The 2,595-nt window shown below is 37.4% G+C and carries 2 protein-coding genes; one reads left to right on the top strand and one right to left on the bottom strand.

Translation table 11 applies throughout. From position 1 onward, the window contains the following. Positions 1-743, bottom strand: a 743-nt coding sequence (locus ACFIMP_RS09455; protein ID WP_375686319.1) for a POTRA domain-containing protein, incomplete at its 3' end; no start/stop codon positions are given. A 971-nt stretch (positions 744-1,714) separates the two neighbouring features. On the opposite strand from ACFIMP_RS09455, the gene ACFIMP_RS09460 reads away from it, so the two are divergent. Next, positions 1,715-2,595: restriction endonuclease (locus ACFIMP_RS09460; protein ID WP_375686320.1), on the top strand; the 881-nt coding region annotated here is incomplete at its 3' end.

Raw genomic sequence — 2,595 nt, forward strand, 5'->3', positions numbered from 1 at the left:
GTTTTATCGGGATGATTGTTAATATTGACAATGGTGCTCCCTTCTTCACGCCCTGGAAGAAGTTCGCTTTGAGCGTGCGCTGAACTCAAACGGTTGATCTGATCAAGCCCCTGTTCAATATCGCGCATGTTCAGAACATGACCTTGAAGCCCAGGAAAAGCACTCCATACAACATTATTATAACGAGACGTCGGTAAACCATTATAGTAAATCTCTGAAAGCTTGCCCTCAACGACAACAAATTTGAGCGTCTTGCTGTTTTTGATATCTTGATCAGGAATATAAAAACGCGCCGTTACATAGCCTTGATCCAAATAAACTTTGGTTAACTTCTTGATTAAGAGCTGAATATCAAAAAGACCGATACATCTTCCAACATAAGGCTCTGTTACGGCTGATATAGAGCGCTTTTTGACATGGTGCACTCCCTCAACAACAACAGCATGAATTGGAAAACATTGTTTCCCACCCAAAAGCGTTTCTGGATTTTGCTCTGAAGGCGTCTTGATCCTTTTAGGCGTTAAAGCGCGTAATTTCTCAATTCTTTCTAATTGCTGCTTCTCAGATTGTTGGCGAGAAAAATTATCGGTTGGGGAATGAAAAATAGCTGAGGAGCGCGCATAAACATTTACACCTGTAAACAAGCCAAAGAAAACAAAAATGGCACGAAAAATTCTCAAAAGAGAACTTTGGCGTAAAAATATCAATAACAATACAGATTGCCCCCGCTTTGCATTATTCATGAAGCACTCTTTAAAAGAACTTCATGGAACCTCTAACAAGTCCACTCAAAACAGCCACTGCCCTATGACGCTTTTAACAAAAGCACATGCCTCTGTAACCAAAGAAAAGTGACACCCAAAAACTGCTTTATTTTACAAAAACCACTTTATTTTAACTGCTGAAGATCTCTCCCCCACATTTATATGAGAAAACCTCTAAACAAAACTGTTTAGCCCGTCAATGGTTAATACATCAATATCCCCAGTTTAATGCTACAATATATTTATCAATAATTAGAGATAAATTCACTCTCCAGCTCCTCTAAGCCACTCAACACGCATATAAACGAGACATCATGCGATCAAGAACATCCTGTCGTCAAAAACCATCATAGAAAACAATAAAGAAACCTCTTTTAAAACTTTCTACTCAAATAGGCAAAACTCTCTGTACAGCGCATTAAGCAACCTTTCTCCAAAGATAATGATCTAAGTGACCTTATCAGAAGAGTTTTGTCAGTCTTGTCAGTTAATTCTAGCTCCTATATTATTTTTTTAAATGAGAAAAAATTAAAAACATTATATTTCAATAGGTTAGTATTTTAACGATACAACCTATATCGACAATACAACCTTAAATACAATCAATAATATATATTTGTCAGTTTGTGTCTGTAAATTGAACTAACAAACTAGATTATTTTAGTGATTCATAAAACCTATCAAAATAATCATTATGATATTTTAAAAGCACATGCTTCATTTGTCTTTTTTCCATAAAATAAACAGCAAATTTCACTATTTTGCTGATCTGACCCCGTGTCATGGGCTGTGGATAAGTACCTTTAAAAACCCTTTTGAAAAAATTATCGGCTTTTTTAGCATTTTTTCCAGTTTTCTCACTATTCATTCAAAATGGATTTAATAAGCTTCGTTTTGATTCTTTTGATAAGAATTAACCCTCTCATATGAAAACGGAGCCCTGTTGTAATATGCATCACTTTAATAAGTATGATAATGAACATGTCACTTTACGCTCTCTCTTACAATCCTATCGTGAACAGGCAACTTCAAATACTCTACGAGGGAAAGTGTTTGAAGATTTTGTGACAAAATATCTTATGCATGCCCCTCTTCATTATGGACGCTATGAAAAGGTAGAAACCTATTATGAATGGGCAAAAGAGCATGGGGAAGATGGGCGTGATATCGGCATTGATCTGGTTGCTAAAATTCGTGATGAAGAAGGATATGCCGCTATTCAATGTAAGTTTTATAGTGTAAATCATCAAATCAAGAAGGAAGATATTGATAGCTTTATTGCTGCCTCGGGAAAAAAGATCTTCACACGCCGTATTCTGGTTGATAGCACCGAAGGTAATTGGAGTAACAATGCCGATCTCACCTGTGAAGGACAAGGAGTCCGCATTCAACGGATTAATCTTTTTGATCTGGAAAACAGTCAAATAGATTGGTCAACCTTTGAAAGCAAAGGGGAAGCTACTCTTAAGAAAAAAGAACCGAAAAAGCTTTTAGATCATCAACAAGAAGCGCTTAAAGCTGTTTGTGACGGTTTACAAGAAGCAGACCGCGGCAAGCTGATTATGGCGTGTGGAACGGGAAAGACCTTTACCAGTCTGAAGATAGCAGAAGCTCTTGCTGGTCAAGGTAAACGTGTTTTATTCCTTGTCCCCTCTCTTTCTTTAATGTCACAAACAATAAGAGAATGGACAGCAGATACAGCAATACCCTTGCGTTCCTTTGCGGTGTGTTCTGATACACAAGTTGGCAAGCGTCGTAAAAATCAAGATGATATTGTTGGCATGGAAACATCAGATCTTGTTCTCCCTGCTACCACGGATGCTCAAGCCCT

The organism is Bartonella sp. AP65SXKL (assembly GCF_042195725.1).
GTDB lineage: Bacteria > Pseudomonadota > Alphaproteobacteria > Rhizobiales > Rhizobiaceae > Bartonella.